Here is a 26582-nt window from a genome sequence, read left to right on the forward strand (position 1 = left end):
CGCGGGGGTGGTGGAGTACCTGGGGCGGATCGACCATCAGGTGAAGATTCGAGGTTTTCGCATCGAACTGGGCGAGATCGAGGCGCGGCTGCAGGCGCAAGCCAGCGTGGCCCAGGGCGTGGTACTGGCCCAGGACGGCCCGGGCGGCAAGCAGCTGGTGGGTTATGTGGTGCCTGCCGATGCGGCCGTGATGGCCAGCACCGAGGCCCAGGCTGCCGAGCGTGAGGCGCTGCGCACTGCGCTGAAGGCGAGCCTGCCGGACTACATGGTGCCGGCCCACCTGCTGTTCCTGGCCAAACTGCCGTTGACCGCCAACGGCAAGCTGGACCGCCGTGCGCTGCCGCAACCGGATGCCAGCCAGTTGCAGCGCGAGTACCTCGCGCCGCAAAGCGAACTGGAGCAACGGATCGCGGCGATCTGGGCCGATGTGCTGAAGCTGGAGCGGGTAGGCCTGGGCGACAACTTCTTCGAACTGGGTGGGCACTCCTTGCTGGCTACCCAGGTCATGGCGCGGCTACAGGTCGAGCTTGGCACGAGCCTGCCCCTGGCGTTGTTGTTCCAGGCGCAAACGCTGCAGGACTACGCAGCAATGATCAATGGCTTGAATACCCATAGCGATGCAGACCTGGATGAACTCCAGGACTTCATGAGCGAGCTTGAGGCAGTCTGAAATGCAAACGGATAACAGAAACATGGCCCTGATGCAGCGCTTCATCGGCCTGCCGCTGCCACAGCGCAAAATCTTCCTCGAGAAACTGGCGGCGAAGGGCATGAGCCTGGCCCAGTTGCCGATCCCCGAGGTGCGCGGCGAGCATCCGTTGCCGGCGCTTTCATACGCCCAGCAACGGCAGTGGTTCCTGTGGCAATGGGAGCCTGCCAGTGCCACCTACAACATCCCGGCTGCCTTGAAATTCAAGGGGAATCTGGATACCACAGCTCTGCAACTGGCCTTCGCGGCCTTGATCGAGCGACATGAAACGCTGCGTACCACGTTCCGTCGCGACGGTGAGCAGGCGGTGCAGGTCATTCATGCTCAAGTGCCGTTCGAGCTGGTCATCGAAGAGCAGGCAAACGCCGACGAGGCCGCTGTGCGGGCCTGGGTCGAGACCGAAGCAGGGCAACCGTTCGACCTGGAGCAGGGGCCGCTGTTGCGGGCCCGGCTGCTGCGCCTGGCGGCGGACCAGCACGTGCTGGTGCTGACCCTGCACCATATCGTCGCCGACGGCTGGTCGATGCCGGTGATGGTCAATGAGCTGGTGCAGTTCTATCAAGGTTTCAGCCAGGGCCAGGTAACGCAACTGCCGACCCTGCCGATCCAGTATGCCGACTATGCCATTTGGCAGCGTAGCTGGATGGAAGCCGGCGAGCAGGCACGGCAACTGGCCTACTGGACCGAACAGTTGGGCGATGAGCAACCGGTGCTGGAGCTGCCGCTGGACCATCCGCGCCCGGCCATGCCGAGCCACAGAGGGGCACGGTTGCCGATCGTGCTGGGCGATGAGCTGGCCACCAACCTGAAACGGGTTGCCCAGCAGCAGGGCGTGACGCCGTTCATGCTGCTGCTGGCCAGCTTCCAGACCCTGCTGCATCGCTACTCGGGCCAGGCTGATATCCGCGTTGGGGTACCGATTGCCAACCGTAACCGGGTCGAGACCGAGCGCTTGATCGGCTTCTTCGTCAACACCCAGGTGCTGCGTGCCGAGTTCGATGTGCAACTGACGTTCAGCGAGCTGCTGCAACAGGTCAGGCAACGTGCCCTGGGTGCCCAGGCCCACCAGGACCTGCCGTTCGAGCAGCTGGTCGATGCGCTGCAGCCGGAGCGCAACCTGAGCCACAATCCGCTGTTCCAGGTGTTGTACAACCACCAGACCCAGGCCAAGGGCGAGCCCCGACGTATAGCGGGGCTGGAGATGGAGGAGTTGGCCTGGGACAACCACACCGCCAAGTTCGACCTGGCTTTGGACACCTCCGAGCATGAAAAGGGCATCGGTGCTTCGCTGACCTATGCCACCGACCTGTTCGACACCAGCACCATCGAGCGCATGGCGCGGCATTGGCTCAACCTGCTGGAAGCCATCGTGCGCCAACCGGGCCAGCGCATCAGCGAGCTGCCGTTGCTGGGCGAGGACGAGCAGCAGGCCGTGCTGCGTGACTGGAACCGCAACACCGTCGCCTTCCCGGATGAGCGAACCATTCATGAGCTGATCGAGGCCCAGGTGGCCACCGCCCCCGAAGCCCCGGCAGTCACCTTCGGCGAGCAGACCCTGAGCTACGGCGAGCTGAACCGCCGGGCCAACCAGCTGGCGCACAAGCTCATCGAGCGCGGCGTTGGCCCGGATGTGCTGGTGGGCATCGCCATGGAGCGCAGCCTGGACATGGTGGTTGGCCTTCTGGGCATTCTCAAGGCCGGTGGTGCCTATGTGCCGCTGGACCCGGAGTACCCGGAAGATCGCCTCAGCTACATGTTCGCCGACAGCAGCATCACTTTATTGCTGACCCAGGCACACCTGCGTGAGGTGCTGCCAATTCCCGCCGCCATCGAGTGCCTGGAGCTGGATGAGCTGGCTCTGGCCAGCTACAGCGGCGCCAATCCCGGGGTTACGGTAGCCCCGCAGAACCTGGCCTACGTGATCTACACCTCCGGCTCCACCGGCAAGCCCAAGGGCACGCTGCTGCCGCACCAGAACGTGGTCCGGTTGTTCGCGGCGACCCAGGACTGGTTCCGTTTCGATGCCAGTGACGTGTGGACGGTGTTCCACTCCTACGCCTTCGACTTCTCGGTATGGGAGCTGTTCGGCGCGTTGCTGTACGGCGGCCGGACGGTGATGGTGGCCAAGGACGTGGCGCGTTCCACCGAGGACTTCCATGCGCTGCTGCAGCGCGAGCAGGTGACGGTGCTGAACCAGACGCCGTCGGCGTTCCGCCAGTTGATCCCGGTGGCCTGCGCGGCAGCGCGCCAGGGGCAGGGCCTGGCCTTGCGACATGTGGTGTTCGGCGGCGAAGCGCTGGACGTGAGCAGCCTCGAACCCTGGTTCGAGGTGTTCGGCGACCAGCAGCCACGGCTGATCAATATGTACGGCATCACCGAAACCACGGTGCACGTGACCTACCGGCCGATCACCCAGGCCGACCTGGCCAAGGGCGCGAGCAGCCCGATCGGCGAGGTGATCCCGGACCTGTCGTGGTACCTGCTGGATGCCGCGCTGAACCCGGTGGCCCCAGGCAGCCACGGCGAGCTGGTGATCGGCCAGGCGGGCCTGGCGCGGGGGTATCACGGGCGCCCGGGGCTGACCGCCGAGCGCTTCGTGCCGAACCCGTTCGACAGCCAGGGTGGCCGCCTGTACCGCTCGGGCGACCTGGCCCGCTACGGCGGCGCGGGGGTGGTGGAGTACCTGGGGCGGATCGACCATCAGGTGAAGATTCGAGGTTTTCGCATCGAACTGGGCGAGATCGAGGCGCGGCTGCAGGCGCAGGCCAGCGTGGCCCAGGGCGTGGTGCTGGCCCAGGACGGCCCGGGCGGCAAGCAGCTGGTGGGTTATGTGGTGCCTGTCGATGCGGCCGTGATGGCCAGCACCGAGGCCCAGGCTGCCGAGCGCGAGGCGCTGCGCACTGCGCTGAAGGCAAGCCTGCCGGACTACATGGTGCCGGCCCACCTGCTGTTCCTGGCCAAACTGCCGTTGACCGCCAACGGCAAGCTGGACCGCCGTGCATTGCCGCAACCGGACGCCAGCCTGCTGCAAGCGGAATATGTGGCCCCGCAGAGTGAACTGGAACAACAGATCGCGGCGATCTGGGCCGATGTGCTGAAACTGGAGCGAGTAGGCCTTGGCGACAACTTCTTCGAACTGGGTGGCGACTCCATCGTTTCCCTTCAGCTGGTGGGCAAGGCCCGCCAGGCCGGCGTGCAGTTCACCCCCAAGCAACTGTTCCAGCATCAGACCGTACAAGGCCTGGCCACGGTGGCGCGGCGTGTTGTCGAAGGTATTGGCGAGCAAGGGCCGATCACGGGCAGCACACCGCTGACCCCGATTCAGCAATGGTTCTTCGAGGCCGACATTGGTGAGCGTGGGCATTGGAACCAGTCGATTCTGCTGACACCCAGCGAACCCCTGCAAGCGGACCGCCTGCACGATGCATTGCTGGCACTGGTCGCCCATCATGATGCACTGCGCCTGGGCTTCGAGCAGCAGGCGGGGGCCTGGCAAGCCGAGTACAAGCCACAGCAGCAGGCGCGGATACTCTGGGAGCATGCGTGCGCGGACGAGGAGGCGTTGTCCGCACTCGCTGACCAGGCCCAACGCAGCCTGAACCTGCAACAAGGCTTGCTGGTCCGTGCGCTGCTGGCCAGCCTGCCCGATGGCAGCCAGCGTCTGCTGCTGGTCATTCATCACCTGGCGGTAGATGGTGTGTCGTGGCGCCTGTTGCTGGAGGACCTGCAACAGGCCTACCAGGCCCTGGGCAACCGACAGCCGGTGCAATTGCCAGCCAAGACCAGCGCCTACAAGACCTGGGCGCAGCACCTGCAGGCCTATGCCCAGAGCGAGGCGCTGCAAGCGGAACTTGCCTACTGGCAAGCGCAGTTGCAGGGCACCAGCGACCACCTGCCGTGCGCCAATGCGCAGGGCGGCAACCAGCAGCAGCACGCTGCGTCGGTCAGTACGCGGCTGGGCCGCGAAGCCACCCGACAGTTGTTGCACGATGCCCCTGCGGCCTATCGCACGCAGATCAATGACCTGTTGCTGACAGCCCTGGCTCGGGTGATCGCCCGCTGGACCGAGCGGCCGGAGGTGCTGGTCAGGCTGGAAGGCCATGGCCGGGAAGACCTGTTCGATGACATTGACCTGAGCCGCACGGTGGGCTGGTTCACCAGCATGTACCCAGTGAAGCTGAGCCCGCAGGGCGGGATCGCCGAATCGATCAAGGCGGTCAAGGAGCAGCTGCGGGCCGTGCCGAACAAAGGCCTGGGCTATGGCGCGCTGAAGTACATGGGGCCGGCTGGTGCGCGTGAGGCCCTGGCTGCGTTGCCTCAGGGCGAGATCGTGTTCAACTACCTCGGGCAGTTCGACGGTAGCTTCGACGAGCAGTCGGGCTTGTTCGCACCCGCGCGGGAATACGGCGGTGCGGCCAAACCAGCCGATGCGCCGCTCGATAGCCAGATCGCCCTGAACGGCCAGGTATACGGCGGCGAGCTGAAACTTGGCTGGACCTTCAGTGCGCAGCGCTACGACACCGCGGTCATGCAAGAGTTGGCAGATGACTATGCCGCAGAGCTTGGCGCGCTGATCGCTCATTGCTGCGAGCCTGGCAACCGTGGTGTAACGCCTTCGGACTTCCCACTGGCCGCGCTGCGCCAACAACAGCTGGATGAGCTGCCGGCAGTTGCACGGCAGGTGGCCGATATCTACCCGCTGTCGCCGATGCAGCAGGGCATGCTGTTCCATTCGCTGCAGGGGCCTGAAGGCGCGCTTTACATCAACCAGACTTCGGTGGAAGTCAAAGGCCTGGAAATCGAACGGTTCGTGGCAGCCTGGCAGCAGGTGATCGACTGTCACGATATCCTGCGCAGTGCCTTCTGGTCGGCGCCCCACTTGGCCGAACCTTTGCAGCTTGTCTACCGCAAGGTCGAATTGCCGGTGGTCGTGCATGACTGGCGCGACCGCTCGGTAAGCGCGCAGATGCTGCAGGCGCTGGCCGAGGCCGATGCCGCACAAGGCCTGGACCTGAGTGTCGCACCGTTGATGCGCCTGACCCTGGTGCGGCTGGACGACGAACGTTTGCACCTGCTGTGGACCCGTCATCACATACTGATGGACGGCTGGAGTACCTCGCGGCTGCTTGGCGAGGTGTTGCAGACTTACCATGGCCACCCTGCGCGAGCGCCGGCAGGGCGGTTTGGCGATTACATCCGCTGGCTTGCCGGGCAGCCCAAGGCGGCGCTGGAGCAGTTCTGGCGAGGCAAGCTGCAAGAGCTGGAAAGCCCCACCTGGCTGGCGGACAGCCTGGCGGCTCGCCCGGCGGCAGACCTGCAGGGGCACGCCGCGCTGTACCTGCGTTGGGATGCCTCGCGTACCCGGCAACTGCGCGAGCAGGCCCAGCGCTTGCGCATCACCCCAAACACCTTGATCCAAGCGACCTGGCTGCTGCTGCTGCAGCGCTATACCGGGCAAGCCACGGTGTGCTTCGGCGCCACCGTGGCGGGCCGGCCAGCCGGCTTGCCCGGTGCCGACGAAATGCTGGGGTTGTTCATCAACACCTTGCCGGTGGTGCAGACGCCCCAACCGCAGCAGCGGATTGTCGACTGGCTGCAGCAACTGCAGGCCTGCAACCTGGAACTGCGCGACCACGAACATGCAGCCTTGGCCGATGTGCAACGCTGGGCAGGGCAGGCCGGGCAAGCGTTGTTCGACAGCATCGTGGTGTTCGAGAACTACCCGGTGGACGAACGCCTGCAGGAAGGTGGTGGTGGCTCGCTGCAGTTCGGTGAGGTGAGCAACCGCGACGTGACCAACTACGCCATGGACCTGGCGGTGCATCTGGGCGAGACGCTCTCGGTCGAGTTCCTCTACTTGCGCAACCGCTTCACGGAGCAAGCCACTGACAGCATTCGCGGCAGTTTCGAACGGCTGCTCGAGGGCATGCTCGACAACCCTCACGCCACCGTGGGCAGCCTGGACATGCTGACCCCGGCGCAAGCGCAGCAGGCCCAGGCTCGCAATGGCTTGCAGCCATGCGAGCAGGCCATGCCAAGGCTGGCCGAGCTGATTGCCCGGCATGCCCAGGTGCGGCCAGAGGCAATTGCGATGGCCTGTGGCGAGCGACAGTTGAGCTACGCCCAACTGGATGAGCGTGCCAACCGCCTGGCACACCACCTGATTGCCTTGGGTGCGCGCCCGGAGGTTACGGTCGGCATCGCCCTGGAACGCTCGGTGGAGGTGATCGTGGCATTTCTGGCGGTGATGAAAACCGGCGCCGCCTATGTGCCGCTGGATATCGACTACCCGCAGGACCGCTTGCAGTGGATTGTCGAAGATTCGGCCATGCACCTGCTGGTGACCAGCAGCGGCTTGCGCCAGCGTTTTGCCGGGGTGGAGCACTGCGTGGAGCTGGACCTTCTGGCTATCACCAGCTTGCCGTCCGATGCCCCTCAGGTGATGGTGCACGACACCAACCTGGCGTACCTGATCTATACCTCTGGCTCCACCGGCAAGCCCAAGGGCGTGGCGGTCAGCCATGGGCAGATCGGCATGCACTGCCAGGCAATCGCCCGCCTTTACGAAATGGATGAAAGCACTCGCGAGCTGTTGTTCATGTCGTTCGCTTTCGACGGTGCCCAGGAGCGTTGGCTGTCGACCTTGTCGTCAGGCGGCTGCCTGGTGGTGCGCGGTAGCCAGCTGTGGACTGCCGAGCAAACCTGGCAGGTACTGCATGCCGAGCGCATCGACATTGCCTGCTTCCCGCCGGCGTATCTGCAGCAACTGGCCGAGTTCGCGCAAACCCGGCAGGAGGCCGCACCGCCGGTGCGCATCTATTGCTTTGGCGGTGACGCGGTGCCCGATGCACTGTTCGAACTGGTCAAGCGGACCTTGCGCCCGCAGTTCCTGACCAATGGCTACGGGCCTACCGAAACGGTCGTGACCCCCCTGTTGTGGAAAGTATCGGCGCAGCAGTCATGCCAGGCGGTGTATGCGCCGATCGGTGAGCGGGTTGGCCAGCGCACGCTGCATGTGCTGGACCAGGGCCTGAACCCGGTGCCCGATGGCGTGGCCGGGGAACTCTACATTGGTGGCGAGGGTGTGGCGCGCGGGTATCACCAGCGTCCGTCCCTGACCGCCGAGCGCTTTGTCGCCGACCCGTTTGCCCAGGGCGGGCGGCTGTACCGCACCGGTGACCGGGTGCGTCGTCGGGCGGATGGCGTGATCGATTTCATCGGCCGCCTGGACAACCAGTTGAAGGTTCGCGGTTTCCGCATCGAACCCGGGGAAGTCGAAGCACGGCTGCGGAATCTGGCGGATGTGCGGGATGCTGTGGTGGTGGCCCGGGAGGGCGCTACCGGCAAGCAACTGGTGGCGTATCTGGTCACCGGCAATGGAGTGACTTCCGCTACGCAATTGCGTGACGCCTTGCGTGCCGACCTGCCGGACTACATGGTGCCGACCCAGTGGGTATTGCTGCCGGCGTTTCCACTCACGCCCAATGGCAAGATCGATCGCAATGCGCTGCCGGCCCCGGAGTTGGCCGGGCGCCCGGTGCGGGTGGCTCCGCGCGATGACACGGAAAAGGCGCTGGCGGCCATCTGGCAGGAAGTGCTGGAGGTGGATGAAGTTGGTGTCGATGACAACTTCTTCGAGTTGGGGGGCGATTCGCTGCGCGTGCTGAAGATGCTGTCGAAGGTACGAGCACGGCCCGACCTGTCGATCGAACTGAAACTGCGCGATGTCATGGCCAGGCCCACCATTGGCGAGCTTTCCGGCTATACCGATGCCGACGTCGCCCTTGATCCGCTGCTGCTGCTCAACAGCCGGGTAGCCGGGGCCAGGCCTCTGTTCTGCCTGCATGCAGGCTTTGGCACGGTGTTCGACTACGAGCCGCTGGCGCGCCGGCTGGAAGGGCATTGCAGCGTCTACGGCGTGCAATGCCGCATGCTGCTCGATCGCAACTGGCAGGATGATTCGTTGCAGGCCATGGCGATCGACTATGCCCAGTACATTCGCCAGAAGCAGCCCGAAGGGCCATACCAGCTTGCCGGCTGGTCGCTGGGTGGCACGCTGGCGGTGCTGGTGGCCCAGGAGCTGGAAGCCCAGGGCCAGCAAGTATCGTTGCTTGGCCTGGTCGACAGTTTTATCCCAACCGGTGCGCCGGCGACGCCGGCAGCGGACTGGAGTGCCGACCTTGGCAGCTTCCTGAGTGTGCTGCTGGGGCTGGCCAAGGAGCAGCTGGTGCTGCCTGCCATCGCGGCGGGCAGTGGTGTGCCGCTGCTTGAGCGGCTGATCGAAGAGGCACGCTCGGGGCTGCAGGTAGCGTCGGCCTTCGCCAGTGTCGAAAGCGCCGAACTGGCCCACACCTTTGCCGTGGCGATGCGGCTCAAGGCGTTGTCGGAACGGTTGCCGGCATTGCCGGCAACCCGCGCCGCGGCCTTGTGCTGGTGGGCGGGTGACCATGGCCAACGCTTCGCGGTTCAGGGGAGCGGTGAGAACCACGCGGTTGCAGCGGGTCACTATGACATCCTCAAGCATCCGGACGTGATCGAGGGGCTTGCGGCCAGGCTGGTGGCGGAGCCGGTCATGGGTTGACCCGGCAAGGCCGGCTGAATGACCTGTGGGGCCCGCGTTCAACGTGGGCCCCACAGGTTTTTTCATGTCGGCAGTGTCGCCACCGAGACGAAAAAAGCGGCGTCATCCTGTGTGGATGACGCCGCTTCGATTACAACGGTACAGGTGGCTGTCGGCCTAGAAGTCGTAGCGCAGGCTCATGGTGGCGTTACGCGGGTCACCGTAATGGCCAACGCTGCCGCCGATACCCGAGTAATACTTCTCGTCGAAGATGTTGTTCAGGTTCAGAGTGGCGGCCAGATGGTCGGTGACCTGATAGCGCGCCATCAGGCTGGCAACCGTGTAGTCATCCTGGGTGGCTCGGGCTTTGAGGCTGTTGTAGTAGAGCGACATGCTGGAGTTCCAGGACACCCCGCCACCCACGGTCAGCCTGTTCCAGTCACCCTGGAAGCGATAGGTGTTCCAGAAGCGGAAGGTGTCCATGGAATATTGCGTCAGCTGGCGCACGCCATCGGCGTCTTCCGTGCGGGCATGGCTGTAGCTGGTCATGACTTGCCAACCAGGCAAAACCTCACCCGACAGTTCCAGGTCGATACCCTTGGTTTCGGTACCCTTTGCGCCCTTGTAGGCTTGTTGGTCGAGCGTGCCTTGCACGATCTCACCGCTGTCCTCCACCGCCAGGTTGTCACGCTTGACCAGGAACAGTGCCGTACTGGCGTTCAGACGCCCGTCGTAGAACGCCCCTTTCCAGCCCACTTCGTAGTTGCTGCCTATGACAGGGCCAATGACCGAACCGTTACGATCGAGGTTGGATTGTGGCTTGAAGATATCGGTATAGCTGGCATACACCGATTGCTCGGGGGTCAGGTCATAGATGATGCCCGCGTACGGTGTTACTTCACCCCGCTCGTGCATCTTGACGTCCGGCGATCCGAATGAGGTAGGCCAGTAGTAATAGTCGTAGTCATAGTCGGAGGTGCGCGCGCCCACGATTACGTTCAGGTCATCCATCAGGTTGAACTTGAATGCCGCATAGGTGCCGCGCTGGCTGCTCTTGATGTTGAGAATTTCCCCAAGTGCGCCAGTCTCGGTTGGCCGAGGCAGGTAGTTGTCCCAGTCATAGAAGTTGACGGTTGTGGTGCCGACGTCATAACCGGTGTGATCGTTCTTGTAATCCTGGTAGTTGAAGCCGGTGATGAACTCGTGAGTGCGCCCGAACAGGGAAAAAGGCCCTTGCAGTGTCAGGTCCAGGCCACGCTGGGTCTGGTCGGCTTCAGCGTTGTAACGCAGCATTCGCGCAGCGCCGGTTTCTTCATTGATCCACGCTCGGCCCGAAGAGGTCTGATAAGAGCCGTTGTAGTTATCGCGATTGGAATCCATGTAGTTCGCGGCCAGCTTGATTTGCCAGTCATTGGCGAAGGAATGCTCGGCGGCCATGAAATAGTTGGTGGTTTCCAGCTCGTCGTACATCCAGCGGGCGCCGGAACTGGTCGAGCGGGAGAAGTTGGTCTGCTTGCCGTTGGTGAACAACAACGGCACACCCGGTGAACCGGTGGCTTTGAACTTCTGGTAGTCGACGCCGAAACGTACCAGGGTGTCGTCGTTCAGGTCCGCTTCGAGAACGCCGTAGAGGATGTCCTTGTCTTCCTTGTACCAGTCGCGAAAGCTGCCGCTTTTCTGCTTGGCCGCCACCATGCGCCCGCGCAGGTTGCCACCCTCGGTCAAGGGGCCGGAAACATCGACTTCGCTGCGGTAGGAGTCCCAGGAGCCGACAGTGCCCTGGATATGCGACTGGAATTCGCGGGTCGGGCGTTTGCGAATGAGGTTGACCACGCCGCCGGGTTCACCCGCGCCGGTCATCAGACCGGTGGCGCCGCGGACGATTTCGACGCGGTCGTAAAGGGTCATGTCCAGCAACGTGCTGGGCATGTTGCGGGTCTGGTTTTCCTGGGTGGTGGTCACGCCGTCAAGCTGGTAGGTGTTGATGGCACTGCCGCGGGAATAGATGTTGTAGCGCAGGCCACCGTCCTGGGACATGGTGATGCCGGGTGTCTGGTTGAGCACCTGGGTCACGCTGTTGAGCTGCTGGTCGTCCATGCGCTGGCGAGTGATCACACTGATCGACTGGGGCGTTTCACGGATCGACAGGTTCATCTTGGTCGCGGTGTTGGTCACACCGGTGGTGTAGGAGCCCGTGCCTTCGGTAGTGGTACCAAGGCCCACGCTATTGACGTTGGTCGCCGAAAGCTCGACCTGGCCGGTCTGTGCGCCCGAACTGGCCGTCACCGTCACGGTGTTGCCATCGATCTGGTAACGCAGCCCGGTGCCTTGCAGCAATGTCCGCAACGAAGACTGCAGGTCATGCCGGCCCTTGAGGGCCGTGGAGCGCAGCCCACTGATGTCCTCCGGGCTGTACAGCAACTGGGTATCGGTCTGCCTGGCCAGTGCCTGCAACGCCGAATTCATCGACTGCGCAGGAATATCCAGGGTCCACTCCTGTGCCTGCACCTGGGCAACCATCGCAGCGGATATCGCCAGGCCCAGGCCGATGCGTGTGAACGCGCGCTGGGGGCGAAGGGAATGACGGATCAGTAATGCTTTGGCAAGCGGGTTGAGCGGGCCGGGGAGGGACTTGGACATCTATTGCGGTCTCGTTGGCAGAGGGTTTTTTTCTATGTCAGCTATAGGACGCAGCACCTGTGAAAAACCGGAACGATTCTTATTGGCGATTTTTTTGGCCAGTGCTGCGTTAACCGCGTCACAACTTCACAGTTCGCGTGCTACGCGAAAGCCGAGGAAATCCCCGCGGGTGGTCTTGAGGCGGTCGTTGCGGTTGGCCGAGCGGGAGAAGATCGGCGGCTCGCCCCAGTCGTTGCCGCGCATGTGCGCGCGGATGCACTTGGGGTCCTGGATCCAGGCGCTGCCGTCGGTGGGGGCGCCTTCGTAGCTGTCGTGGTAGCAGTCGGCGACCCATTCGTAGACGTTGCCGTGCATGTCATACATGCCGAAGGCATTGGGCGGGTAGCTGCCTACCGGGGCGGTGAAGGTATGCCCGTCCTTGGGGCCATAGGTGTTGGCGTGCTTGCTGATCTCGTACTTGCCCGGTTCGTCGAAGGGGAAGGGGAACGGGCCGCTGGAGCCGCCACGGGCGGCATATTCGCGTTCGGCTTCGCTGACCATGCGGTATGGCTTGCCGGTGGTTTTCGCCAGCCATCGGGTGTAGGCCTGCACTTCGTCGTAGTCGACGCACACCGCCGGCTGGCGGGGGCCTTGCTTGTAGCTGGGCTTGCTGGCTTCGCACCAGCGGCCGGGGCGGTCGTCGCCGCTCTTGATGACGGTGGCGGTGGCCTTGATGTAGGCATCCAGTTCGCCGGCGGTGACCTGGTAGCGGCTCATGGCGAAGGGCTTGGCGAAGGTCACGGTGTGCAGCGGGCCCTCGTCGGGCTGGCGGCCGACTTCGTCGTCAGGGGCCCCCATCACGTAGCTGCCGGCGGGCAGCACGACCATCTCGGGGCAGTCCTTGCAGTCTTTGAACACGACGCCGGGCTTGGCGGCATGGGCGTAGGCGCTGACCAGCAGCAGGCAGGTGATCTGGGCTGGCCGGTAGAGCCAGGCGGATACGTTCATCGGTGGTCCTCGAAACAGGTGAATGCGGGCTGCGTTTCGCATTCAGACGAATCGGGGTGGTGAGAAATTAACCAATACACACGCGACCCCTTACCAGCCAGTTAACGTCACTGGGGCTGCTGCGCAGCCCATCGCCGGCAAGCCAGGCTCCCACAGGGACCGCGAAAATCTTGAGTTCTGCGCCGTACTTGTGGGAGCCCGGCTTGCCGGCGATGGGCCGCAAAGCGGCCCCGGCAATATCGGCCTGGATGCAAAGAGCTTGGGCCGCTTCGCGCCCCCTCGCGACACAAGGCCGCTCCTACACGGGATTGTGGCCGGCGGGGTAGTTGCCAGCCAGGAAACACCGGGCTATAGTCCAGGCCACTGTTCTCTTCCCGAAGACCTGTTCATGCCAGCCAGCCCATCCACCACAAGCTTTGCCATCGCGCCAGTCGCGGGCATGGTCGTGCGTGGCTGCCAGCAGCCGGCGATGATCAGTCACTATCCACCACCACCTGTCAGTGGCGTCGTAGGCGGCGTAGCTCCGCCTCCTTGCGTGGTCGTGCTGGGCTGATCGGCTTCTGGCCGCATCCCTTCGCACACGCAACCTACTGAACACGGTCGGCGACTTCCCACGCTGAAGCGCACGCCGTCCGTCTGGCTTATTCGCCTTATATCAGGTGGCAATACATGTCTGTCTTTAGCAAAGCATCCGTGGCCTCGGCGGCCACTACCAGCCTGTTCGTCCTGCTGTGGAGCAGCGGGGCGATCGTCTCCAAGCTCGGCCTGGCGCATGCCAGCCCGTTTGCCTTCCTGCTGTTGCGCTCGGCGCTGGCCCTGGCCGGCCTGCTGCTGATCGGCCCGTTGCTGGGGCTGCGCTGGCCGCGCAGTCGCGGGGCCATCCTGCGGGCTCTGGGCACCGGCTGTGTGCTGCTCGGCGCCTACCAGATCTTCTACCTGCTGGCGCTCGATACCCATGTCACCCCCGGCATCATGGCCACGGTGATGGGGGTACAACCAATCCTGACCGTGGTGCTGATGGAGCGCCAGCGCTCCTGGAGCCGCTTGTTCGGCCTGGGGTTGGGGCTTGGCGGGTTGATCATGGTGGTCTACCAGGGCATCAACCTGGGCGGGGTGTCGCTGGCGGGGATGCTGTTCGCCTTGCTGGCGCTGGCCAGCATGACCTTCGGCTCGATCCTGCAGAAGCGCATCACCGACAACCCCATGGGCACGCTGCCGCTGCAGTACCTGGCCGGCTTTGCCATGTGCGCGTTGTTCGCGCCGCTGCAGCCGCTGCATGTGGAGTGGACTGGCGGTTTCGTCGGCGCGCTGCTGTGGATGGGGCTGGTGGTCTCGCTACTGGCGACCCTGCTGCTGTATCGGCTGATCGCCAAGGGTAACCTGGTCAATGTCACCAGCCTGTTCTACCTGGTGCCGGCAGTGACCGCGGTGATGGACCTGCTGATCTTCGGCAACCGCCTGGCGCCGCTCAGCCTGCTGGGCATGGGGCTGATCGTGGTGGGCTTGCTGTTCGTGTTCCGCAAGCCCGCCGCGCGCCTGGCCGAGGCGTAGGCCCTAGCGGAATTCTTCGGGGATGGCGTGGCGCAATACGCCTTCCTCGAAGTCCAGCAGGCCGGCTTCGCGCTGGGTGAGCAGGTAGTAGAGCAAGGTGTCGAGCGAGCGCTGCGGCGGGACCTCGACCGCCAGCATCTTCACCGCCTGCTCGGTTTCGCAGTTGCAGCCGAAGTCGTGCAAGGCCGCGCGTACCTGGTCCAGGGTTTCCGGGGGCTTGACGATAACCCGGAACACCGAGCTGCCGCTGCTGTGGCGCAGTTCGGCGAACCAGGTTTCGCCGGCTTCCTCACGGGTGTCGATCACGTCGCCCGGGGCGATGCCGTAGACATGGAAGGGAATGTTGTCGACGGCATAGCCGCCTTCCACGGCCTTGGCCCACAGGCCCTCGACCGAGGCGGGCGGGTAGCCGTTTTCGTCCTGCTCCAGGCGGAACAGGACCTTCTTGTACGCGTCGTTCATCCTGTACCCCCGCTTCAGCTGCGTGCCGGGCGCAGCACCAGCCACAATGCCAGGCCAATCAGCAGGCCGCCGTACAGGTGCGCCATCGACAACGGTTCGTCCAGCAGCCACGCCCCCCACAATACGCCGAATACCGGGATCAGGAAGGTCACGGTGCTGGCCTTGACCGGGCCGATCTCCTCCAGCAGGCGGAAGTACAGGATGTAGGCGAACGCTGTGCACAGCAGGCCCAGGCCCAGCAGCGACAGCCACACCTGCCAGCCGCCCCAGCTGGCAGGTGGCTGGCTCAGCGCGCTCCAGGCGAACAGCGGGCTCAGCATCAGGGTGGCGCCGAGCATGCTGCCCAGTGCCGACAGGCGGCTGTCCAGGCCGCTGACCCAGCGGCGGGCAAGGAAGCCGGCAAAGCCGTAGCAGGTGGTGGCCGCCAGGCAGGCGAGGGCGCCTTGCAGCAGGGCCAGGTCCAGGGCCACCGGGCCGGCGCCGCTGAGGATGCCGACGCCGAACAGGCCCAGGAAGATGCCGCAGAGCTTGGCCAGGGTCATCGGTTCGCGGAAGAACAGCACGCCGATCAGCACACCCATCAGCGGCGTGGTGGCGTTGAAGATTGCCGAGTAGCCGGCGGGCAGCACCTGGGCGGCCACGGAGTAGAACGTTGCGGGGATGCCGGAGTTGATCATGCCTAGCACCAGGCAGGCGCCGAGCTTGCCCTGGAAGTCCCAGCGCACGCGGGCGGCGGCGAGCAGTGCAACCAGGCCCAGGCAGGCGATGGAGACACGGAAGAACGCCGTCGGCACCGTGCCCAGCTCGGGGGCGATGATGCGCATGAACAGGAAGCTCGCCCCCCAGACGGCGGCAAGGGTCAGCAGGCGGGCTAGGGCGATGGGGCTCACAACGGTCTCCGGAGGCAGGGCAGGGGCGCGAGTGTACGCCAGGGGGGCTGGGGATTCTTGTGCTTTCTTGCGGTGTAAACCTGTGCCGGCCTCTTCGCGGGTAAACCCGCTCCCACAGGATTACCACAGGGCCGAGCATTGCACAGAACCTGTGGGAGCGGGCGAGCCCGCGAAGAGGCCGGCACAGGCTCCGCAAAAACCAAGAGGCGACTAAGCTCTGTAACTCAACACCGCACCGAGGTCCTCGCATGCCCCAGCCCTGGCCCGCTGTCGAAATCGCCCGAATGATCCTCGCCGGCTTCGACGACTACCGCGACCACTTCCAGCGCATAACCCTCGGTGCCCGCAAGCGCTTCGAGCAGGCGCGCTGGCAGGATATCCAGCGTGCCTCTGCCGCCCGCATCAATCTCTATGAAGAGAAGGTCGCCGAGGTCAACGGCTGGCTGCGTAATGGTTTTGCCGAGGACATGCTGCTGGATGTGGAACAATGGCCGTTGGTGAAGAACGCCTATATCCACCTGATCGACCCAAGGCTGGACGACGAGCTGTCCGAGACCTGGTACAACTCGCTGTTCTGCAGCCTGTTCAGCCACGACCTGATCAGCGACGGCTGCATGTTCATCCACACCACCCGACCGTCCATGCGCAGCCGTGAGCGCGCCGCACAAACCCGTACCTATCGACCTGGCGCTGGGCTCAAGAGCCTGCTGCGGGCAGTGTTCAGCGATTACCCGTTCGAAGTGCCGTACGGCGACCTGGAAGGCGACCTGGCGCGTCTGGAGGATCAACTGCGCGAGTGCCTGCCGGACTGGGTATGCAAGGATCCGAAACTGGCGTTGGAGCTGTTTGTGCCGGTGCTGTACCGCAACAAGGGCGCCTACCTGGTCGGCCGACTGTTCAACAGCGACGAGCAGTGGCCGCTGGTAATCCCGCTGCTGCACCGCGAAGGGCACGGTATCGAGGCCGATGCGCTGATCACCGACGAGGCCGAGGTGTCGATCATCTTTTCCTTCACCCGCTCGTACTTCATGGTCGATGTGCCGGTGCCGGCGGAGTTCGTCAACTTCCTCAAGCGCATCTTGCCGGGCAAGCACGTGGCCGAGCTGTACACCTCCATCGGTTTCTACAAGCACGGCAAGTCGGAGTTCTATCGGGCGCTGATCAACCACCTGGCCAGCAGCGACGACCGCTTCGTCATGGCGCCCGGGGTACGCGGCATGGTCATGAGCGTGTTCACCCTGCCGGGCTTCAACACCGTGTTCAAGATCATCAAGGACCGCTTTTCACCGTCGAAGACGGTCGACCGGGCCACGGTGATCGACAAGTACCGGCTGGTGAAAAGCGTCGACCGCGTCGGGCGCATGGCCGATACCCAGGAGTTCGCCGATTTTCGCTTCCCGCGTAGCAAGTTCGAGCCGGAATGCCTGGCCGAACTGCTGGAGGTGGCGCCTTCGACCGTGGCGCTGGAGGGTGACACGGTGCTGATCCGCCACTGCTGGACCGAGCGGCGCATGACGCCGCTGAACCTGTACCTGGAACACGCCAGCGAGGGCCAGGTGCTGGAGGCCCTGGAGGATTACGGCCTGGCCATCAAGCAGCTGGCGGCGGCGAATATCTTCCCTGGCGACATGCTGCTGAAGAACTTTGGCGTTACCCGCCATGGCCGGGTGGTGTTCTATGACTATGACGAGATCAGCTTCCTGACCGAGGTGAACTTCCGCCATATCCCGCCGCCGCGTTACCCGGAGGACGAGATGTCGGGCGAGCCGTGGTACTCGATCGGGCCGCATGACGTGTTCCCCGAGGAGTTTCCGCCGTTCCTGTTTGCCGATATCGGCCAGCGGCGCTTGTTCAGCCGGCTGCATGGGGAGTTGTACGACGCGGATTACTGGAAGGGGCTGCAGGCGGCGATTCGTGAAGGGAAGGTGATCGATGTGTTTCCGTATCGGCGCAAGGGGCGGTGACTGTGCTTTGGCAGGCCTGGCCTCTTCGCGGGTAAACCCGCTCCCACAGGTACTGCACAGGATTCGAAACCAGTGAGGTCCCTGTGGGAGCGGGTTTACCCGCGAAGAGGCCGGGCCTGCTTTTCCCAATTACCCCTTCAAACACTTCAACTCACTGAAATCGGTACGCACCTTGCCCAACCGCTCCTGCAGGTACCGCCGCTGCTGCGGGGTACTCTGGTGCACCAGGTCCACCAGCAAGCTGCGCGCCTGCTGCTCGGTATTCTGATACGCCGCCCGGTACTCCGGCGTCCACAAACTCTCCTTGCGCTGCAACAACGTCGCCAGGCGTGGCTCGAAGCTGGCGTCGTTGCGCTGGTTCATCGCCAGCAGCAATTGCTGCTGCCAGTGCGCGCGGTTGGCGATCCATTCGCGGTTCTGGTCGCCCAGCGCCTGGGACCAGGCCTGCACGCGCTGCTTCTGTACTGCGGTCAGCTCGCCAAACCACGGCGTCAGGCGTTTCTCCATGCGTTCGGTACGGCGGGCGATCTGCTTGTCCAGCGGCGTATCCACATACTTCTTCTGCCGTTCGCTGATGTCCTCGCGGAACGCCTCGCGCATCTCCGCCACCTGGCTATCGCTCATGCCGCGCAGCAACTCGGTGGCCGAAGGGGTGATTTCCTCGGCTACCCGGCCAATCGCCTCGCGGGCTTCGCGGGTACGCTGCTGCAGGGCCTGGTCGGTCACCTGGTCGTCGGCGACCATGCCGCGTACCCGGTCCAGCCAGTCGAGGTAACCAGGCAGCTGGGTCTTGCAATGCCAGGCCAGGTGCTCCCGCAGGCGGTCGTCAAGCATGGTCTTCTGCTCGCTGTTCATGGCCAGGTAGTCGCCCAGCGACCACGGCACCAGGCGGTCGAGGTTGCGGTAGGCCAGGTCGATACGGCTGCAGGCGGCCAGGGCCAGGGCGCAGCCGATGGCGACGAGCAGGGCTTTGGACAGGCGTAGCGGCATGGGCTGTTCCTTGCGGTGCTGGCCAGACGGTAGACGCAAGAGGGACGCTGACGGTTCCACTGCATCAGCGGTCGGGCGGCGCGCTGGCTTCAGGTGTAGAATAGCCGCCTTGTCTTGAGGAACATCGGAAATGGCTCTGCTTGGGCGTTACAACAGTTTGCAAATCGTGAAACACGTGGACTTCGGCCTGTACCTGGACGGCGGCGCCGACGGCGAGATCCTGCTGCCCGGGCGCTACATCCCGAAAAACGCCGAAACCGAAGTGGATGACTGGCTGAACGTGTTCATCTACCTGGACAGCGAAGACCAGCTGATCGCCACCACCGAGAAGCCCAAGGTGCAGGTTGGCGAGTTCGCCAGCCTCAAGGTCAAGGACATCAACGGTGCCGGCATCTTCCTCGACTGGGGCCTGTCCAAGGACCTGCTGATGCCGTACTCGGAAGAGGCGCGGCCGCTGAAGATCGGCGACTACTGCGTGGTGCACGTGTACCTCGACAAGCGCACCCGCCGCATCACCGCCACCTCACGCCTGGACCGTTACCTGGACCGCACCCCGGTGGACTACCAGGTAGGCCAGCCGGTCGAGCTGCTGGTGGCCGGCGAGACGCCGATGGGCTTCAAGGCGATCATCAACAACCGCCACTGGGGCCTGATCCACAAGAACGAGGTGTTCAAGTTCCTGCGCTCGGGCATGCACGAGAAGGGCTTCATCAAGGAAGTGCGCGCGGACGGCAAGATCGCCTTGAGCCTGCAACCGGTGGGTGCTGCACTGGCCGACAGCCTGCAGGAGCAGATCATGGCGCGCCTGGAGGCCGAAGGCGGGGTGCTGGGGGTGTGCGACAAGAGCGACCCGGCGCTGATCAGCAAGCTGTTCAACGTCAGCAAGGGCAACTTCAAGAAGGCCATTGGCGGGTTGTTCAAGCAGGGCCGCATCGTCATCCATGACGATCGCATCGAGAAGGCCTGATCAGGCCTGCACGAAGGTACGGAAGTCCAGCTGCTCGCCACCCGGGCGGGTGTCGCGCAGCAGCGAGTCGCGGTCGGCGCTGAGGGCCAGGCTGATGGTCGAGCGGCGCTTGCCGGGGTTGCGCACCTCCATCTGTTCCTGGTGAGCGCGCAGGAAGTTGGTCGGCACCTTCAGGTGCTGCAGCTCGTCGCTTTCCGGGGTGTGCAGCAGCAGATTGACCCAGTCGGGCTGGCCCTTGCGCAGCAGCGCCACCGGCACCTCGAACCACCACAGGTTGCGCTTGCGGTCGAGGATGGCGAACAGGGTGTTGCTGCTGGTCAGTACCGGGCGGGCCAGTGCTTCGTTACGCCGGGCGATGGCGGCGGGTTTGTCGAGTTTCATGCAGGTTCCTGCGGGTTGACGCTATGAAGGCCTGCATTGTGAGGGGTGGCGGGTAGCGGGGCAAGGTTTGCCAACCGCCTTGCCGTTCGGCTCGAGGGCGAAAAAACTGTTGGAACGCTTGGCGAAGGCGTCGGGTCCACCGACTGTCGGCACGGTCCACGTGCCCCCAATTGCAGGAGTTTTGCCATGAGCGGTACCAAAGACAAAGCGAAAGGCCTGGCCAACGAAGCGATCGGCAACGTCAAGCAGGGTGTCGGCAAAGTGACCGACAACGAGCGGCTGCGGGCCGAGGGTGAAGCGCAGGAGCTCAAGGGCGAGGGGCAACAGATCAAGGGCAACGTGAAGGACGCGGTGAAAAAGCCTTGATGTGAGTGGCCTGTCCCGGCCTTTTCGCGGGCTCGCCCGCTCCTACAGGTACCGAACAGATTTCAAGCACTGTGCAGTACCTGTGGGAGCGGGCGTGCCCGCGAAGAGGCCGCTACTGGCGTAAGCAAATTCTTGCAGCATGGCCGGGATCAGCACAGCAGCGGCATGGTCTATTAGACTTACCGTGGTACACACGAATCAAGCGGCGAAAGGAGACGCTATGATTTTCCCCGACCTGCGCGGCCTGCCCCTGCACCGCGTGCTGGTACGCACCGTCAAGGAATTCCTCGACGACGAGATGTCGACCTACGCTTCCGCACTGGCCTACCAGATGCTGTTCTCGTTGTTCCCGTTCCTGCTGTTCCTGATCGCCCTGATCGGTTTCCTGCACCTGCCGGACTTCTTCTCCTGGCTGCGCCTGCAATCGGAACTGGTGCTGCCACCCCAGGCGCTGGAGCAGGTGAACCCGGTGATCGACCAGTTGCAGCAGTCCAAGGGCGGGCTGTTGTCGGTGGGTATCGTGATTGCCTTGTGGACCGCATCGGCCGGTGTGCGCCTGATGATGAGCGCGATGAACGCTGCCTACGATGTGCCCGAGGGCCGCCCGGTGTGGAAGCGCATTCCGTTGTCGATCATCTACACCGTGGGCATTGCCGGTATGTTGCTGGTGGCTGCGGCGCTGATGGTGCTGGGGCCGCAGGTGATGGAGTGGATTGCCGCCCAGGTCGGCATGCAGGAGGTGATCGTCACGGTGTGGACCATCCTGCGCTGGCCGGCGATCATCATCCTGATGATGGTGGCGGTGGCGCTGATCTACTACGTGATGCCCGATGTGAAGCAGCAGTTCCGCTTCATCACCCCGGGCTCGGTGCTGGCGGTGGTGGTGTGGATCTTGGCCTCGCTGGGCTTTGCCTACTATGTGAAGACCTTTGCCGACTACAACGCCATGTACGGCAGTATCGGTGCAATCATCGTGCTATTGCTGTATTTCTATATCTCCGCCGCCGTTTTGCTGCTGGGCGCGGAGATGAACGCAGTGATCGAGCACATGTCGAGCGAGGGCAAGAACCCTGGCGAGAAGGACGCCGATGAGCACAAGGCCCGCGAAACCATTACCGTGCTGGGCCATGAGCACCCTGTACCGAGCGAGCAGCAATCTTCCGAGCCGAACCCCCGATGATCCGTGACATTCTCAAGATGGGCGACGAACGCCTGCTGCGCATCGCCCCGCCAGTGCCCGAGCACATGCTCGGCAGTGCCGAACTGCAGCAATTGATCGACGACATGTTCGAAACCATGCGCCATGTGGGCGGCGTGGGCCTGGCCGCACCACAGATCGGCATCGACCTGCAGCTGGTGATCTTCGGCTTCGAGCGCAGCGAGCGTTACCCGGATGCCGAACCGGTGCCACAGACCATCCTGCTCAACCCGGTCATCACGCCGACGTCCAGCGAGATCGAGGACGGTTGGGAAGGCTGCCTGTCGGTACCCGGCCTGCGCGGCGTGGTGCCGCGTTTCAAGCACATCTGCTATGAAGGCATCGACCCCCAGGGCAACCCGATCAATCGCTTTGCCGACGGCTTCCATGCGCGGGTGGTGCAGCATGAATGTGACCACCTGATCGGTCGGCTGTACCCGTCACGCATCCAGGACTTTTCCCGGTTCGGTTACACCGAGGTGCTGTTCCCCGGGCTCGACGCCAGCGACGACTGACCCCGTTGCAGTGCCACCAGCCGCTTGCTGCGCTGGTAGCGCTGCAGGCGGCCAGCCAGGGCTTCCGGCAGCTGCTGGGCCATGTCGAAGCCCAGGCGCTGGTAGAAGGGCGCAAGGTCCGGGTGGCAGAACAGCCAGGTGGGCCCGCCAGCCTGCGCCAGCGCCGCCTCGACCAACCGCCCGGCCACACCTTGGCTGCGCCGCTGCGGGTCGACGAACAACCCGGTCAGCCAGAAGCCATCGCCCACCGGGCTCAGGCTCAAGCCTGCGATGATGCCGGGGCCCCGCGCCACCCACAGCTCAGCATCGCCCGCAGCACGCAGGCGTGAGCCGTGCTGGCGGTAAAAGTTGTCCAGCAGCCGGCGTTCCGTGGCCGAAAGTTTTGAACAGTACAAATTTTCAGAAATTGCGCGCCCTGCCCTGAAAGGTGGCCAGAGGCTCTGGCCTGATGTTTTGCGGTGAACTTGTCGCAGATTGTTGCATATCTGGCAAGGGTGAATGTCCGAGTTCGGGGTTCAACTATTCCAGGCCGGGAGTAGACTTTTAGCCATCCCCACTGGCAGTACGAAGCGGGATCGGTACTTCGTGCCATCTTCACCGCAGATGGCAACTTCTCCGCGCCGGGCACGGCAATAGAAGTCAATCGATCAGCTTGAATGCTCAAAAGGCAAACTCACATGAAACCATTACTGATTCTTGCATTGGTCGGTATGTCCTCGTTCGCCCTCGCCGATGAGGCCAGACCCGTCTCCAGCGAGTCCGTCGCCCAGCAGTACGACTACTCCATGAACCTGGACATCAAGCGGGTGATCAACCTGTCGACCATCCCCAACGTCTGCGAAGTGGTACCTGCGACCATGACCTACGAAGACCACCAGGGCCAGGTGCACACCATCCAGTATCGGGCCATGGGTGAGGGGTGCCAGCAGGGTTGATCAGGCTCTTGCCTGGTGTTGATGGCCCTTTCGCCGGCCTGCGGGTGACGGGGCCATCAACCGTCTTGCAGTTCGAGCAACAGAAAAATCCTGAATGAATATCGAGGAAAAAGTGCTATCTTAATTTGATAGCATTTTTTGATGAACACTCGATACCGCAAAGTCCTCGACGCAATTTTCCGAACGCCGACCACGGCGTCGTTGGCTTTCTCCGAGATCGAGGCATTGGTACTCCATCTGGGTGGTGAGGTGCTGGAGCGGCAAGGCTCCAGGGTCAAGCTGGTGCTGGGTGGCCAATGCTGGAGATGTCATCGGCCTCATCCAGGCAAGGAAGCCAAGCGGTATCAGATTGAAGAAGCCCGTGAATTCCTCTTGCGGGCAGGAGTCAGGATATGAGTTGCATGCGCTACAAAGGCTACGCCGCCCGTATCGAGTACGACGCGCGTGACGATATCTTCGTCGGCCGTGTGCTTGGTATGCGTGACATCATCAGTTTTCACGCAAGCTCGGTGCCCGAGCTGCATGAGGCGTTTCGCGATGCGCTGGAAGACTACCTGGCCGATTGTGCAGAGCAGGGCATTGCGCCGGAAAAGCCTGCCTCGGGCAAAGTAATGCTGCGTATTCGGCCCGAAGTTCATGCTGCCGCGAGTGTTGCTGCCCGTGCTGCCGGCAAGAGCCTCAACCAGTGGGCCGACGAGGTCTTCGAACAAGCCGCAATGGCCTGAACAAGCCTGCTTTCGTTGTTTCTCGCGGGTATTCTGCAATTACCCATGCAGAATAGTTTCCGTTGCCTGTCGATTCCTCCAGTTCCCGTTCGACCAATAGGTGAGAGCACGTTGCACCCCCGTGCCCAATCACCCATGACCTGTCGGAGGAACCCCCGATGAGCACCGCAGCCGAAACCGAGATCCGCCAATTGATCGAGCGCTGGATGCAGGCCGTGCGCGACCGCGACATCCCCAACATCGTCGCTCCCTATGCCGACGACATCGTCGCCTTCGATGCCATCCAGGCCCTGCAATTCAAAGGCAAGGCAACCTACCAGGCGCACTGGGAAATGTGCATGGGCATGTGCCCCGGCCCGATGGTTTTCGAATTCGCCGAACTTACCGTGCATGCCGCTGGCGACTTGGCCTTGGCCCACTGGCTTAACCGCTGTGGTCCCGCGGACAACGAAAGCCAGTGCGGCTTCATGCGCGCCACCGTGGGCTATCGTCGTCAAGGTGGCCAGTGGCAGGTAATCCACGAACACTGGTCGGCGCCATTCGACATGGAAACCCAGAAAGCCCTGTTCGATCTCAAGCCCTGAGCCGTTATCGCCAAACGCACTTTGCCAATGCCCTGGAGGCGACCATGAAATACCTGTGCCTGGTCTATTGTGACGAGGGGCTGTTGCACAGCCTGCCCGACAGCCCGGAAGACGCCGAATGCATGGCGTATGCCGAATCCATCCAAGGCTCCGGGCGAATGCTGGCGGCCGAGGCGCTGAAGCCGGTGCAGACCGCCACCACAGTGCGCATGCGCAACGGGCACATGAGCCTGACCGACGGCCCGTTCGCCGAGACCAAGGAGCAACTGGCGGGCTTCTACCTGGTGGAAGCCCGCGACCTGAACGAGGCGCTGAACATCGCCAAGGGCATCCCCGCCGCGCGGGTCGGCAGTGTCGAGGTGCGGCCGGTGCGCGAACTGCAACCCTGACAGCAATGGAGACCTACCAGCATGAGCCTTGCACACCCCGCGCAAGCGCAACACGAGTTGTCCATCAGCCGCCTGATCGACGCGCCACCGGCCAAGGTGTTCCGCGCCTGGACCGAGCCCCAGTGGCTGATGCAGTGGTGGGGGCCGCACGGCATGACCACTCCGGAGTGCGAGATGCAGTTGTGGACCGGTGGCCTGTTCCGCACCCTGATGCGGGCGCCGGATGGCAGCGAGTACCCGAACCAGGGCGTGTTCCTGGAAATCGCCGCGCCGCGGCGGCTGGTGTTCACCGATGCCTTCGGCCCAGGCTGGGTGCCTTCGGACAAGGCCTTCATGACTGCCGTGATCAGTTTTGACGAGGAGCAGGGCAAAACCCGCTACACCGCCCGCGCCTTGCACTGGAATGCCGCCGATTGCCGCGCCCATGAGGAAATGGGCTTCCACCAGGGGTGGGGAGAAAGCCTGGACCGCCTGGTGGAGGTGGTGACCCAGCGGATGCCCGACTGATGACGGCACTGGCGCAGGTGCGCGCCGAGGTCGAGGCGGTCTACCGGAGCGAGTCACGGCGCATCCTGGCGACGCTGATCCGCCTGCTGGGTGATTTCGACCTGGCCGAGGAGGCCATGCATGATGCCTTCTTCATCGCCGTCGAGCGCTGGCAGCGCGACGGTATCCCCGATAACCCGCGGGCGTGGCTGGTGTCCACCGGCCGCTTCAAGGCCATCGATGCGCTGCGCCGGCGCGCCCGTTTCGACCGTTCCCAGGCGGACCTGAGCATGCTGCTCGACGGCCAGGCTCAGGACCCCAGCGAGGAAGAACTGCTGGCCGACGACCGCCTGCGGCTGATCTTCACCTGCTGCCACCCGGCCTTGTCCGCCGATGCCCAGGTGCCGCTGACCCTGCGTGAAGTCTGCGACCTGACCACCGAGCAGATCGCCCGTGCTTTCCTGCAGAGCCCGGCCACCATTGCCCAGCGTATCGTGCGCGCCAAGGCCAAGATCCGCGATGCCGGCATCCCTTATCAGGTGCCGGAGCTGAACGAACTGCCCGAACGCCTGGAGAGTGTGCTGCGGGTGATCTACCTGGTGTTCAACGAGGGCTATTCGGCGTCGTCGGGCGAGGCGCTGTTGCAGCAGGAGCTGAGCGATGAAGCCATTCGCCTGGCGCGCCTGCTGGTGCAGTTGCTGCCCGACCCGGAGGCGGTCGGCCTGCTGGCCCTGATGTTGCTGCAGGCGTCCCGGCAGCGCGCGCGTACCGATGGCCGGGGCAACCTGGTATTGCTCGAGCAGCAGGACCGCAGCCTGTGGGACCGGCAACGCATTGCCGAAGGCTGCGAACTGGTGCGCCAGGCCCTGCAAAGCCGGGCGTTCGGTGCCTATACCGTGCAGGCGGCGATTGCGGCGGTGCATGCCGAAGCGGCGACAGCCGAAGCGACCGACTGGGCGGAGATCGTCGGGCTGTATGACGTGCTGCAGCGGCATTGGCCGTCAGCAGTGGTAGAGCTGAACAGGGCCGTGGCGCTGGCGAAGCGGGATGGACCGGAGGCTGGGCTGCGGGAAGTCGAAGGGATTCTGGCGAGGGGAGAGTTGCTGGACTATCACCTGGCGCATGCGACGCGGGGTGAGCTGCATTACCAGCTGGGGCATATGGAAGAGGCCCGGGCGGCCTGGCGGCAGGCGCTGGCGCTGACCCGGCAGGAGCCGGAGCGCAGGCATATCGAGCGGCGGTTGCAGGCTATCGAATGATGTTGGCTGCGCCGGCCTCTTCGC

General features: G+C 63.9%; 22 protein-coding genes. 15 read left to right on the forward strand and 7 right to left on the reverse strand.

The genetic code is table 11. The features are described from left to right. Positions 1–670 (forward strand): phosphopantetheine-binding protein (locus CAG46_RS03320; RefSeq protein ID WP_256575046.1); only part of this gene is annotated, 670 nt, incomplete at its 5' end. Between the two features lie 22 nt (positions 671–692). Continuing rightward, on the forward strand, positions 693–9290 hold the full coding sequence (locus tag CAG46_RS03325) for a non-ribosomal peptide synthetase (RefSeq protein ID WP_085618650.1): 8598 nt from the start codon (positions 693–695) through the stop codon (positions 9288–9290). 156 nt (positions 9291–9446) lie between these two features. Here CAG46_RS03325 and CAG46_RS03330 read toward each other — a convergent pair whose 3' ends face one another. Both CAG46_RS03330 and CAG46_RS03335 read right to left on the reverse strand, forming a co-directional pair. Next, on the reverse strand, positions 9447–11909 hold the full coding sequence (locus CAG46_RS03330) for a TonB-dependent siderophore receptor (protein WP_085618648.1): 2463 nt from the start codon (positions 11907–11909) through the stop codon (positions 9447–9449). Between the two features lie 126 nt (positions 11910–12035). Beyond that, complete coding sequence (locus CAG46_RS03335; protein WP_085618646.1) at positions 12036–12896, reverse strand: formylglycine-generating enzyme family protein; 861 nt, start codon at positions 12894–12896, stop codon at positions 12036–12038. Between the two features lie 669 nt (positions 12897–13565). Between CAG46_RS03335 and CAG46_RS03345 the strand changes: the two genes are divergently transcribed. Continuing rightward, a complete protein-coding gene (locus CAG46_RS03345) occupies positions 13566–14447 on the forward strand; it encodes a DMT family transporter (RefSeq protein WP_041505660.1) in 882 nt (293 codons plus the stop codon). A 3-nt stretch (positions 14448–14450) separates the two neighbouring features. On the opposite strand, the gene CAG46_RS03350 is transcribed toward CAG46_RS03345, so the two are convergent. Further along, positions 14451–14909: a DUF4265 domain-containing protein gene (locus tag CAG46_RS03350; protein WP_085589177.1), complete on the reverse strand. Its 459-nt coding sequence runs from the start codon at positions 14907–14909 to the stop codon at positions 14451–14453. A 14-nt stretch (positions 14910–14923) separates the two neighbouring features. Then, positions 14924–15799 (reverse strand): DMT family transporter, encoded by an 876-nt coding sequence (locus CAG46_RS03355; RefSeq protein ID WP_025340189.1) that lies wholly within the window; start codon positions 15797–15799, stop codon positions 14924–14926. A gap of 248 nt (positions 15800–16047) precedes the next feature. On the opposite strand from CAG46_RS03355, the gene aceK reads away from it, so the two are divergent. Continuing rightward, positions 16048–17763: a bifunctional isocitrate dehydrogenase kinase/phosphatase gene (aceK, locus tag CAG46_RS03365; protein ID WP_085618640.1), complete on the forward strand. Its 1716-nt coding sequence runs from the start codon at positions 16048–16050 to the stop codon at positions 17761–17763. 129 nt (positions 17764–17892) lie between these two features. On the opposite strand, the gene CAG46_RS03370 is transcribed toward aceK, so the two are convergent. Beyond that, positions 17893–18753, reverse strand: coding sequence for a DUF6279 family lipoprotein (locus tag CAG46_RS03370; RefSeq protein WP_085618638.1), 861 nt, complete (start codon positions 18751–18753; stop codon positions 17893–17895). 130 nt (positions 18754–18883) lie between these two features. Between CAG46_RS03370 and CAG46_RS03375 the strand changes: the two genes are divergently transcribed. Further along, positions 18884–19720: a S1 RNA-binding domain-containing protein gene (locus CAG46_RS03375; RefSeq protein ID WP_085618636.1), complete on the forward strand. Its 837-nt coding sequence runs from the start codon at positions 18884–18886 to the stop codon at positions 19718–19720. On the opposite strand, the gene CAG46_RS03380 is transcribed toward CAG46_RS03375, so the two are convergent. Continuing rightward, on the reverse strand, positions 19721–20101 hold the full coding sequence (locus CAG46_RS03380) for a hypothetical protein (RefSeq protein WP_013973727.1): 381 nt from the start codon (positions 20099–20101) through the stop codon (positions 19721–19723). Positions 20102–20287: 186 nt separating this feature from the next. Here CAG46_RS03380 and CAG46_RS03385 point away from each other — a divergent pair, with 186 nt between their 5' ends. The 3 genes from CAG46_RS03385 to def all read left to right on the forward strand — a co-directional run bounded on the left by CAG46_RS03385 (position 20288) and on the right by def (position 22180). Beyond that, on the forward strand, positions 20288–20467 hold the full coding sequence (locus CAG46_RS03385; protein WP_015271319.1) for a CsbD family protein: 180 nt from the start codon (positions 20288–20290) through the stop codon (positions 20465–20467). A gap of 220 nt (positions 20468–20687) precedes the next feature. Then, positions 20688–21647 carry a YihY/virulence factor BrkB family protein gene (locus CAG46_RS03390; RefSeq protein WP_025340186.1) on the forward strand — a complete coding sequence of 320 codons (960 nt, stop codon included), beginning with the start codon at positions 20688–20690 and terminating at the stop codon, positions 21645–21647. Beyond that, positions 21644–22180: a peptide deformylase gene (gene def / locus CAG46_RS03395; RefSeq protein ID WP_013973724.1), complete on the forward strand. Its 537-nt coding sequence runs from the start codon at positions 21644–21646 to the stop codon at positions 22178–22180. Before CAG46_RS03390 ends, def begins: the two co-directional genes overlap by 4 nt. On the opposite strand, the gene CAG46_RS03400 is transcribed toward def, so the two are convergent. Next, the gene (locus CAG46_RS03400; RefSeq protein WP_085618656.1) at positions 22135–22539 is read right to left on the reverse strand and encodes a GNAT family N-acetyltransferase; all 405 of its coding nucleotides are present in this window, start codon (positions 22537–22539) and stop codon (positions 22135–22137) included. The genes def and CAG46_RS03400 overlap by 46 nt on opposite strands. Before the next feature lie 318 nt (positions 22540–22857). Between CAG46_RS03400 and CAG46_RS03405 the strand changes: the two genes are divergently transcribed. The 7 genes from CAG46_RS03405 (at position 22858) to CAG46_RS03435 (ending at position 26558) form a co-directional block, all read left to right on the forward strand. Further along, positions 22858–23115 (forward strand): DUF2790 domain-containing protein, encoded by a 258-nt coding sequence (locus tag CAG46_RS03405; protein ID WP_085618634.1) that lies wholly within the window; start codon positions 22858–22860, stop codon positions 23113–23115. A 141-nt stretch (positions 23116–23256) separates the two neighbouring features. After that, positions 23257–23511 carry a type II toxin-antitoxin system HicA family toxin gene (locus CAG46_RS03410; protein WP_075045999.1) on the forward strand — a complete coding sequence of 85 codons (255 nt, stop codon included), beginning with the start codon at positions 23257–23259 and terminating at the stop codon, positions 23509–23511. Continuing rightward, entirely contained in the window at positions 23508–23840 is a 333-nt protein-coding gene (locus CAG46_RS03415) for a type II toxin-antitoxin system HicB family antitoxin (RefSeq protein WP_015271315.1), read from the forward strand. The genes CAG46_RS03410 and CAG46_RS03415 overlap by 4 nt, the downstream gene beginning before the upstream one ends. A gap of 158 nt (positions 23841–23998) precedes the next feature. Beyond that, on the forward strand, positions 23999–24424 hold the full coding sequence (locus CAG46_RS03420; RefSeq protein WP_025340184.1) for a nuclear transport factor 2 family protein: 426 nt from the start codon (positions 23999–24001) through the stop codon (positions 24422–24424). Between the two features lie 44 nt (positions 24425–24468). Continuing rightward, positions 24469–24813, forward strand: a complete 345-nt coding sequence (locus tag CAG46_RS03425; protein WP_013973721.1) for a YciI family protein — start codon at positions 24469–24471, stop codon at positions 24811–24813. Positions 24814–24834: 21 nt separating this feature from the next. Beyond that, positions 24835–25320 carry an SRPBCC family protein gene (locus CAG46_RS03430; RefSeq protein ID WP_085618632.1) on the forward strand — a complete coding sequence of 162 codons (486 nt, stop codon included), beginning with the start codon at positions 24835–24837 and terminating at the stop codon, positions 25318–25320. After that, positions 25320–26558, forward strand: coding sequence for an RNA polymerase sigma factor (locus CAG46_RS03435; RefSeq protein ID WP_085618630.1), 1239 nt, complete (start codon positions 25320–25322; stop codon positions 26556–26558). The genes CAG46_RS03430 and CAG46_RS03435 overlap by 1 nt, the downstream gene beginning before the upstream one ends. Positions 26559–26582: the final 24 nt, after the last annotated feature.

The sequence above is a fragment of the Pseudomonas sp. B23(2017) genome, from assembly GCF_002113725.1.
Classification (GTDB): Bacteria; Pseudomonadota; Gammaproteobacteria; order Pseudomonadales; family Pseudomonadaceae; genus Aquipseudomonas; species Aquipseudomonas putida_Z.

What these genes read in the sequence shown, in the direction of transcription:
- CAG46_RS03325 (WP_085618650.1), top strand. Translation starts at nt 693, where the DNA reads ATGGCCCTGATGCAGCGCTTCATCGGCCTGCCGCTGCCACAGCGCAAA.
- CAG46_RS03330 (WP_085618648.1), bottom strand. Translation starts at nt 11,909, where the DNA reads ATGTCCAAGTCCCTCCCCGGCCCGCTCAACCCGCTTGCCAAAGCATTA.
- CAG46_RS03335 (WP_085618646.1), bottom strand. Translation starts at nt 12,896, where the DNA reads ATGAACGTATCCGCCTGGCTCTACCGGCCAGCCCAGATCACCTGCCTG.
- CAG46_RS03345 (WP_041505660.1), top strand. Translation starts at nt 13,566, where the DNA reads ATGTCTGTCTTTAGCAAAGCATCCGTGGCCTCGGCGGCCACTACCAGC.
- CAG46_RS03350 (WP_085589177.1), bottom strand. Translation starts at nt 14,909, where the DNA reads ATGAACGACGCGTACAAGAAGGTCCTGTTCCGCCTGGAGCAGGACGAA.
- aceK (WP_085618640.1), top strand. Translation starts at nt 16,048, where the DNA reads ATGCCCCAGCCCTGGCCCGCTGTCGAAATCGCCCGAATGATCCTCGCC.
- CAG46_RS03370 (WP_085618638.1), bottom strand. Translation starts at nt 18,753, where the DNA reads ATGCCGCTACGCCTGTCCAAAGCCCTGCTCGTCGCCATCGGCTGCGCC.
- CAG46_RS03375 (WP_085618636.1), top strand. Translation starts at nt 18,884, where the DNA reads ATGGCTCTGCTTGGGCGTTACAACAGTTTGCAAATCGTGAAACACGTG.
- CAG46_RS03380 (WP_013973727.1), bottom strand. Translation starts at nt 20,101, where the DNA reads ATGAAACTCGACAAACCCGCCGCCATCGCCCGGCGTAACGAAGCACTG.
- CAG46_RS03385 (WP_015271319.1), top strand. Translation starts at nt 20,288, where the DNA reads ATGAGCGGTACCAAAGACAAAGCGAAAGGCCTGGCCAACGAAGCGATC.
- CAG46_RS03390 (WP_025340186.1), top strand. Translation starts at nt 20,688, where the DNA reads ATGATTTTCCCCGACCTGCGCGGCCTGCCCCTGCACCGCGTGCTGGTA.
- def (WP_013973724.1), top strand. Translation starts at nt 21,644, where the DNA reads ATGATCCGTGACATTCTCAAGATGGGCGACGAACGCCTGCTGCGCATC.
- CAG46_RS03405 (WP_085618634.1), top strand. Translation starts at nt 22,858, where the DNA reads ATGAAACCATTACTGATTCTTGCATTGGTCGGTATGTCCTCGTTCGCC.
- CAG46_RS03410 (WP_075045999.1), top strand. Translation starts at nt 23,257, where the DNA reads ATGAACACTCGATACCGCAAAGTCCTCGACGCAATTTTCCGAACGCCG.
- CAG46_RS03415 (WP_015271315.1), top strand. Translation starts at nt 23,508, where the DNA reads ATGAGTTGCATGCGCTACAAAGGCTACGCCGCCCGTATCGAGTACGAC.
- CAG46_RS03420 (WP_025340184.1), top strand. Translation starts at nt 23,999, where the DNA reads ATGAGCACCGCAGCCGAAACCGAGATCCGCCAATTGATCGAGCGCTGG.
- CAG46_RS03425 (WP_013973721.1), top strand. Translation starts at nt 24,469, where the DNA reads ATGAAATACCTGTGCCTGGTCTATTGTGACGAGGGGCTGTTGCACAGC.
- CAG46_RS03430 (WP_085618632.1), top strand. Translation starts at nt 24,835, where the DNA reads ATGAGCCTTGCACACCCCGCGCAAGCGCAACACGAGTTGTCCATCAGC.
- CAG46_RS03435 (WP_085618630.1), top strand. Translation starts at nt 25,320, where the DNA reads ATGACGGCACTGGCGCAGGTGCGCGCCGAGGTCGAGGCGGTCTACCGG.